The following is an 8,260-nucleotide window of genomic DNA, read 5'->3' as shown; positions in this document are numbered from 1 at the left end:
GTAGAAATAGAGGTATCCGTAATGGTAGTAGTAAGTCCACCAGCATCTGTAAAATCATAGGTGCCATCGCCATTATCTACTAAAGAAACCGTCCCTGCTGCAGCATTGATCTCATCAATAGCCGCCTGTACATCCGTGGCGGTTAAGCCAGAGGTAGTATTGTCATATGGGTTAGCACTTGCATTGGTATCAATTATTTGTGCTGTGCCACTCTCATCAGTATACGTATAAGTACCATCTGCATTATCTGCAAGGGTAGAAATAGAGGTATCCGTAATGGTAGTAGTAAGTCCACCAGCATCTGTAAAATCATAGGTGCCATCGCCATTATCTACTAAAGAAACCGTCCCTGCTGCAGCATTGATCTCATCAATGGCCGCCTGTACATCCGTGGCCGTTAAGCCAGAGGTAGTATTGTCATATGGCACTTCGGCCGCCAACTGATCATCTGTTCCCGCATTGTTCAAAGAAGACAGGTTTACAGATATGGTGTTTCCATTCTCAATGGTTAATTCAAGTGTATTGGTTGTACCATTAAAGTTGAAATTCTGAAGCTGTTGGTCATCAGAAGATGTAAGTTCCCAGCTACTTCCATCCCAAAAGAATATTACCCCGGTATTTGTATTTACATAGATATCTCCAATATCTGCTCCGGCAGGGGTTGTTCCTCCTGCCGCGGATACAGCCGTTCCACTTAACACTTCACAATTACATTGATCCTGCAACGTGACTGTTGTTTGCGAATAGGCAAATCCGGATATTAGAAATACTAAAATTAACAGTCTCTTATCCATGACTATTTTATTTTTTTTGTTGGTTAACCTCATAGCTGAAATATGCAATTGCATTTGACGGTTTCTCAGAAACCCAAGTATTTTTTGAATTCAATAGTTTGCTATGAACATTTGCAAATTGATTTAAAGAATTGGCTTCACCTTTCCGAAAAGAAGAATGGACGAATTGAGAGACCTTTTTGGAATACACTAAGGATTCTGCTCGCTTTTCTATTTTTACAAATTCGGTCAAGTTATTCATAATCTGGGGGTTGGATTAAACCTTAAATCAATTTTTGGTTCTTAAAATGGTTTAATTACACTTTACAAAATTAGAGGTATGCTTCCCTTGGAAAAATAATTGTTGTGTAAGTAGGTATTAACAAGGTATATGCCTAAAAAAGTGAGGTCATTGTAAATATTTTTGGAGAATTTGACGAATGACGTTAATCGATTAGCCCAATAATAACAATACTTAACAGCAGCCAACTTGTAAGAAAAAACGTCAAAATTTGGAACGATAATCAGAGCTTCTAACAAGGGTTATATTGTAAAATAAATGGCCTTTATTTCCTTAAAATTGGTTGGATAAAACTTGTTGGACGAAAGGTTCAAAAATGAAGACTAGGAGGCTAAATTCTTGATAAATTGAGGAGGATAATAAGAAAAAATTTTTGATTAGCACTTCAGAATTAGGCGCAAAAAGAGTCCATAGCAATCTGCTAATTAAATACTATTTAGACTCTAAATCGATAGATTATTGGCAATATAATCTATGTTTAATTCTTATTTACTCTATAAGTAATCTTGCGATTGGTTATTACTGAAGTAAGGGTGTTTATGGTTGCTGTAGCTATGTCGCAAAGAATACTAGTATCGGTAAAAACAACTCTACATATGGAAGGATCAGGGCCCCCTGAGTTATCCATAAACCGCCCTACAATTGGGTTTGAGGCCAAGGAGGTATCTAAAGGGGAATAGTCCGGGGCAACATTAGAAAAAGTCGTAACTGTCCCATTTGCAGTATAAACAATATCCCCTGTTTGTTCTTGATACTCTATACTGTAAGTAACATTACCTGCTAAAAAACCTCCTAAATTCCTGGTATAAGTAGTGCTGGTACCCGTATTAGCATCTATTACGGTAATGGCTAATCCCACTTCATTTCCTGTAATATGATAGATCCGGAAGTTTCCGGCTGTTATAATATCCGCTGTATTTTCATTATCCTGGTAGTCGAATTCTATATTAAAACTAGTAAAGTTGAAGATCCCGCCTGTATTAGGGATTTCAAAATCTAATCCCGCACTTCCACCGGCACCTGCTCCAATTCTAATTCCACAAGCCGTTTGAACGGCAGAAGGGTTTACTGCAATTGCATCCGGACCTACAGTGGCATCAATTAAAGTTGCTGTGTCAAAGTCGAAGTGGGATACAATTTGATTGGCAGTTCCATCATCACAAACATGATATTCAAAGGTAACATCTGCTGTATTCCCAATTAAAGGGTTAAAAACAAAGCTCCCATCTGTATTCAAGCTTAGAGTACCGGTAGTTGGACCACTTACTGGAGTAGGGTTAACAGTAAGCACACCGCCATCGGGGTCGTTATCATTTGCCAATAAACCTGTTGCAACATCAATAGTTAAAGTTTGGTTTAAAAAACTACTATATGAATCTGGTAAAGCTGTAGGCGCAACATTTTGTCCATAACTAAAAGTACAGAGCCCTAGGAGGAGACATTGAATAAATATCTTTAGGTTGTTTTCCGATTTTATCACAGTAATAATCATAACTACCTACGACTTATTAACTCTATAAGTGATTCTGCGATTGGTAATAACAGAGCCAATTCGGACAGACAAGAGAGCCGCACTGGAAGTAATTGCCGGACAACTACCGCTAGAATTAGAAACTAATACGCGATATAAATATCCATTCTTGTCGATTTCTACTGACAAAACATTCAATGTATTGGTGCTACTTCCTGAATACTCCAGACCATCTGATATATCCGTAAACAGTCCTCCGCCGTTGGTACTTACTTGCCATTGATAGCTATCCGCATTGCTAGTACTAACAGTAAAAACTCCATTATCATTTACCAGAACAGTCTGAGCAGCGGGAGGCGTATCTATCACTATATCAAAGACCGTAATGGTCTGGGTAACATTTATGCTATTACCAGCATCATCAGTTACACTATAAGTTCGTGTTATTATCTCCGGATTACTCCCCCCGTCACTTACATCACTTACAAAGGCTACGGTGGGGTTGGCAGTGCAATTATCTGCCTCATCTATCACTACATTACTATTCGGTGTCGGAATATCACTACTACAATAAACCGTAACAGCCCCTGGATTGCTCGCCGTAGGGTCTTCAGTGTCCATATTTAAGGTAGTTGTAGCAGTAATATTAAGGACCGGATCTCCAGGCATTCCACCATATTCCACCACATAACCTTGTGGCTGGTAATTACCAGAAGCGGCTCCTGTATTCGTCAGATCATTCCAGGATCCATTTGGATTTACATTAGGATGTGTAATATGGGCATAGTCTTCATCACCAGACTGATTTGGTTCGTTTGTGTTCCAAAATGCAAAATTAGGTGTACTCCCTCCTCCGGTTCCATTCCAAAAATTAGTGCCGGCTTCAGGTCCTGTGACCCATAACCAAACGCCTTCGGTTGCAGCATCACTTCCTCCTATCCACCCCACACCTGTGGCCTGTGAACCAGAAAAATCAGCTTCAACTTGTGAAGTTAAGGTGGCTAAATAGCCCTGCAATCCGTAGTAAGTGCTCAGCGCGGCAGCGTCTCTTGCGGCAGTCCAAGTTATGCCTAAACTTGGCACATATTCATAATAATGTCCGGTTGGAGGTAAATAATTTGCCTCCCCGACAGTAATGGAAAATTGTCGTATTCCTGATGGCAACAAAGAACTACTGGAAAACTCTACAGCTGCTACGGCTGTTTCGAATTCTGTATATAATGCCGGTCCGGTTAGGGATAATTCGCCCTGAACGGGATCCCAGGAAGACGTTATATTTGGATGTGTCCCAGTTAGGGTAAGCAAATCTTCTCCGTTTACATAACCATTTGAAATTTGAATAAATACCGAGCTTGTGGTTGTATCATCTGTGTCAGTTATGCTAATTGTTTCTACTATTGGCTGTGACGTTCCTATGCAATAGGTTTGATTTCCTGTTGCTGTAAGTACAGGGGGATCGTTTGGAATTGACACCACGGCAATAAATTGGACGTTGTCTACAAAAATAGTTTCGCTATTACTCCAATTTCCACTTCCTGTGATAAATCTTATCTCTGATGCGCTCGACATTTCAGCTGAGCTTAATGAATAGTTCACTGAACCGGTGCCTGCTAACGTTGCAACAGTATTAAATGAACTGCCATCATATAACTGGACCAAGATAGACTCATTTCCGCTTGTTCTATTGTAATCTAGTGTTAATGTTGCTGAAGTAGCAGCAGATAAATCGAGAGTTCTTGAGATATACCTGCTATCTAAATTTCGGAAGCGTAACTGATTGCTATTAATTAGTATTCTTCCACCTGAAGGATCTGTGCCTTCATTAGTTTCAACCCACCCACTAGCAAAACTGGCCGTACCATCATTGTTTGAATAGGAAACAGAACTAAAATTATCAATATAGGTCTCCTGCCCTTGCAAAAAAACTGCAAAACCAAAAAGATATGCTATTAAAAGATAAAATTTTAGATTCCCAAGCCCCCTCATGAATAATGAAAATATTTTTTGAGTGATAGTAAGGCTCATTTAAACTACCTATCCTATCAAATCAAATATACTTCTATGAAAAAGCTTGGTTAAATATTTGTTGTGTACGGCAAGAATTTAGACATAAATAGGACATAAACAGAGGTTTAATTAAAATTAATACTATTAAACACTGTTCAAATGAAGTATGTATCGAAGTGTTTCAGTATCCGCATTAATCGCTTTCCACTGTTTAAATTCTTTATTTCAATATTATAAACTCCGATCTTCGATTCAATTGATGTTCTGCTGCAGTACAGCGGACTCCATCGTCACATTGATTCACTAACTTAGTTTCGCCATATCCCTGTCCTTGTAAACGCTCAGCTGCAATTCCTTGAGAAATCATATATGCAACCGTTGCCTCTGCCCTTTTTTGAGACAACCATAAATTGAAAGAATCTTTACCCCTACTATCTGTATGGGAATTGGCTTTGATTTTTAGGCTAGGATATTTTTCCATGGCTACAATTATTTTCTGAATTTCAACTTCGGCATCAGGTCGAATATTGTATTTTCCAAAATCAAAATAAATGGTACTGAGCTGCAATAACTTGGCCAAATCATCCCCAAAACCTGCTTCCACAAGTTCTCTTTCCAAATAAAAATCAACAATCTGAGGCTTCCCATCAGAGCTGGGCAAATACTCTTCTGCAGGTAAATATCCTTGTGTTTGTGCCCTGACAAAATTACCCTTATTACAATCACAGATCAGTGTATAATTCCCGTCTTCATCTGTAATGGTTGCCTGTTCTTCCTCGTTTTGTTCGTTAATTATTTTGACGGTTGCACCAACTAATATTGCATTGGTTATTTTATCCCGAACCGTTCCCGTAACGGGCTGTTCGCATTCAAAATTTAGCGGCCTTAATTCTTCAAAAGCATAAATATCGTCTGCACCTAGGCCTCCCGGTCTGTTTGAGGCATAATACCCTTGTTTTGTGCTGTCTTTAATAATAAAGGAGAAATCATCCCAACTACTATTAACTGGCTCCCCAACATTAAGTACTTTTTTGGAGTAGCCATTATCTAAAATTTTGATAGCAAAAACATCTAAACCTCCCAATCCAGGGTGACCTTCGGAAGAAAAGTACAGAACCTTTTCTTCGGAAATAAAGGGAAATGTCTCTCTAGCCTCGGTATTTATAGGAAATCCTAAATTTTCGGGCACACCCAAACTTCCATTATCCGCTATGGAAACCTTAAAAATATCTGATTCGCCAAGAGAACCTGGCATATCTGAAGCAAAATACAGTGTTTTTTCGTCTGCACTTAAAGCTGGATGTGCCACAGAATAGTTATCACTATTAAAGGGTAAAGGAATAGGATCAGACCAGATACTGTCTTTCCAAACTACCTTATACATCTTTAAACGAATAATTCCCTCGGTATCTCTCTTGTATTTACCTTCCACATAGTTATTTCGTGTAAAATATATGGTTTTACCATCTTTTGTGGCCACAGAGGAAGATTCATGAAGACGTGTGTTTAAGACTTCCATTTTCGAGACTGGATTTGCTTTGGCACTGTCTATTCTAACTTTATAAATGTCTAAAAAATCACCAGCATTCCACGTATGTCTATATTTGGCTAAATTTCCTGTATCTCGATCTGAAGAAAAAATCAACCCTTTTTCATAAAATGCCGGCGCAAAATCAGAATATCTTGAATTATAATTAAACGTGTCTATTCTATATCTGCCGGAATTAGCCTTAATTTCTGCCAAGTAGTCATTTGAGTTCTCTAATAGGTTTGAACGAGAATCATTTTGTGTTAATTGGGAAAACCTTGTTAATACAGAATCGGCCTCCTTATATTTTTCAAGAGTTTTAAGAGTTTGTCCGTATTTAAAATAGTACGCAGCGGTTGTCTGTTCACCATAGCGCTCTATGAGTTCAGCAAATATCTTCTCAGCTGCCAAATAATTTGCATTGTAATAGTAAGAATTTCCAAGTCTTTCTAAAATATCTTGATTGACATATCCTTTTTCTACCACTTTCTCATAAATATCAATAGCGGGGCTAAAAGAATACTCCTCATATTTAGCATCCCCTATAGTGACATATTTCTCTTGTGCCTTTACCAGTACTATGAAAAAACACAAGACTAAAGAGAATAAAAATCGTTTAGTTGCCATATAGTATTGTTTAAAAGAATCTAGGGGACACTAGACGTTGGTATGATTTTAATAACTCAAATCTCAGAAATATTTCAAAAGATCCATCGTTAAACCGTGTACTTCCTAATTCAGTTGTTTCTTTGTCATAGGCCAATCCTAGCATTAACTGATCTGATAATTGAAATCCTATTAATCCACTAAAGGCGGCATCCCAGCGGTATGCCACTCCAAATGAAAACTTTTCACTTAATAAGAAACTAGCAGACAAATCGAGTTGTAATGGAGCTCCCGCCACAACTTTAGTTAAAAGAGCTGGTTTAAATTGCAAATTGTAACTCAAATCTAAGACCAGACCTGTAATTAGGTAAAAGTTTATTTTTTCTGTGGATAAGAATTGTACACTTTCCGCATCTTGTTGTGAGTTATCAAAATAATTTGATTCTACCAGATTGGGGGCGGAAAGACCGGCATAGAATTTATTGGTATGATAATAGACCCCTAAACCGAAATTTGGTGAAAACTTATTATCTATATTGTCACCCTGAATAGGTTCTTGATCAAAGTTATTTAGCCCATTAAAATCAAGGTTTAGCAAACTACCACCGACCTTTAGTCCAAAAGACAGCTTACCCTCTAAGGATACATCAATAGTATAGGATAAGATTCCATCAAGATATGTTTCCTGCACAACACCATCTCCTATATTGTCATTAACAATGGAAACGCCATATCCCAGTTTGCTGTTTCTTATAGGGGAGTGTAAATTAAAGGTAAATGTTTCTGGAGATCCTTCTAAACCCACCCATTGCGAGCGATACATGCCTAGAATACTAAGCTGTCCTCTTGATCCTGCATAGGCAGGGTTTACACTCATAGTATTGTACATATACTGGGTGTACTGTGCATCCTGTTGGGCAAAAGCACCACTTACCACTGCCATAAATAAGGCCATAGTAATTAGGTATTGCTTATTTTTTCCTTTAGTCCTAAACATGTTTATTTGCTTATATACAGATATCCACTGTCTGTAACACTTTCCTGATCTTTTTGATATTCAAAAATGTAGAAATATACTCCTGCGGGCAGAAGGTCTTCTGCACTGATGGTTGATCTGCCCCGAGATCTTCCATCAAAAATATTGTTTTGATTATTGTAATTTCTTCCCTCATAAACAGAAACGCCCCATCTGTTAAAAATCTGGAGAGAATTATTTTCTGCATTTTCTACACCATTTATAAAAAGAAAATCATTTTTGCCGTCTCCATTTGGAGTAACCAACTGATTTACTTCTACTTCACCAATTTCAGGAGTATCATCTATAGGATCTAAATAATCTGGTGTATTGTCACCATCCATGTCATCGTTGGTAGGATCCATATTCCCGTCTCCATCTTCGTCCGGGGTGTTCATCCCGTCTCCATCATCGTCTAAATCCCGATAGTTAACATCCTCCGTACCATCTGTATCCGGTAGGTCGTTCGCAGGATCGTCTATCTCATCATTTACATCAAAACCATCATTTATATCACTGCCCTCATAGCCATCATCCAAACCATCTCCGTCGGTATCGT

At 38.2% G+C, this 8,260-nt stretch carries 6 protein-coding genes and 1 pseudogene; all 7 read right to left on the bottom strand.

The genetic code is table 11. The annotated features are described in order from the left end of the window. A pseudogene (locus PXG98_RS16365) lies at nucleotides 1-794 on the bottom strand (hypothetical protein); the annotation flags it as partial. Between the two features lie 7 nt (nucleotides 795-801). Continuing rightward, complete coding sequence (locus PXG98_RS16360) at nucleotides 802-1,035, bottom strand: hypothetical protein (protein ID WP_276392930.1); 234 nt, start codon at nucleotides 1,033-1,035, stop codon at nucleotides 802-804. Nucleotides 1,036-1,552: 517 nt separating this feature from the next. Then, nucleotides 1,553-2,566 carry an Ig-like domain-containing protein gene (locus tag PXG98_RS16355; RefSeq protein WP_276392928.1) on the bottom strand — a complete coding sequence of 338 codons (1,014 nt, stop codon included), beginning with the start codon at nucleotides 2,564-2,566 and terminating at the stop codon, nucleotides 1,553-1,555. Between the two features lie 6 nt (nucleotides 2,567-2,572). Beyond that, the gene (locus PXG98_RS16350; RefSeq protein WP_276392926.1) at nucleotides 2,573-4,570 is read right to left on the bottom strand and encodes a C-type lectin domain-containing protein; all 1,998 of its coding nucleotides are present in this window, start codon (nucleotides 4,568-4,570) and stop codon (nucleotides 2,573-2,575) included. Between the two features lie 202 nt (nucleotides 4,571-4,772). Continuing rightward, a complete protein-coding gene (locus PXG98_RS16345) occupies nucleotides 4,773-6,707 on the bottom strand; it encodes an OmpA family protein (RefSeq protein WP_276392925.1) in 1,935 nt (644 codons plus the stop codon). 10 nt (nucleotides 6,708-6,717) lie between these two features. After that, the gene (locus PXG98_RS16340) at nucleotides 6,718-7,683 is read right to left on the bottom strand and encodes a PorP/SprF family type IX secretion system membrane protein (protein ID WP_276392924.1); all 966 of its coding nucleotides are present in this window, start codon (nucleotides 7,681-7,683) and stop codon (nucleotides 6,718-6,720) included. A gap of 2 nt (nucleotides 7,684-7,685) precedes the next feature. After that, nucleotides 7,686-8,260, bottom strand: a 575-nt coding sequence (locus PXG98_RS16335) for a T9SS type B sorting domain-containing protein (protein ID WP_276392923.1), incomplete at its 5' end; no start/stop codon positions are given.

The sequence above is a fragment of the Eudoraea chungangensis genome (genome assembly GCF_029360665.1).
Classification (GTDB): Bacteria; Bacteroidota; Bacteroidia; order Flavobacteriales; family Flavobacteriaceae; genus Eudoraea; species Eudoraea chungangensis.
This window is presented reverse-complemented; position numbering and strand designations above follow the sequence as displayed.

Excerpts from the sequence above, each read along its gene's own strand:
- PXG98_RS16360 (WP_276392930.1), bottom strand. The coding sequence starts at position 1,035 with ATGAATAACTTGACCGAATTTGTAAAAATAGAAAAGCGAGCAGAATCC.
- PXG98_RS16355 (WP_276392928.1), bottom strand. The coding sequence starts at position 2,566 with ATGATTATTACTGTGATAAAATCGGAAAACAACCTAAAGATATTTATT.
- PXG98_RS16350 (WP_276392926.1), bottom strand. The coding sequence starts at position 4,570 with ATGAGCCTTACTATCACTCAAAAAATATTTTCATTATTCATGAGGGGG.
- PXG98_RS16345 (WP_276392925.1), bottom strand. The coding sequence starts at position 6,707 with ATGGCAACTAAACGATTTTTATTCTCTTTAGTCTTGTGTTTTTTCATA.
- PXG98_RS16340 (WP_276392924.1), bottom strand. The coding sequence starts at position 7,683 with ATGTTTAGGACTAAAGGAAAAAATAAGCAATACCTAATTACTATGGCC.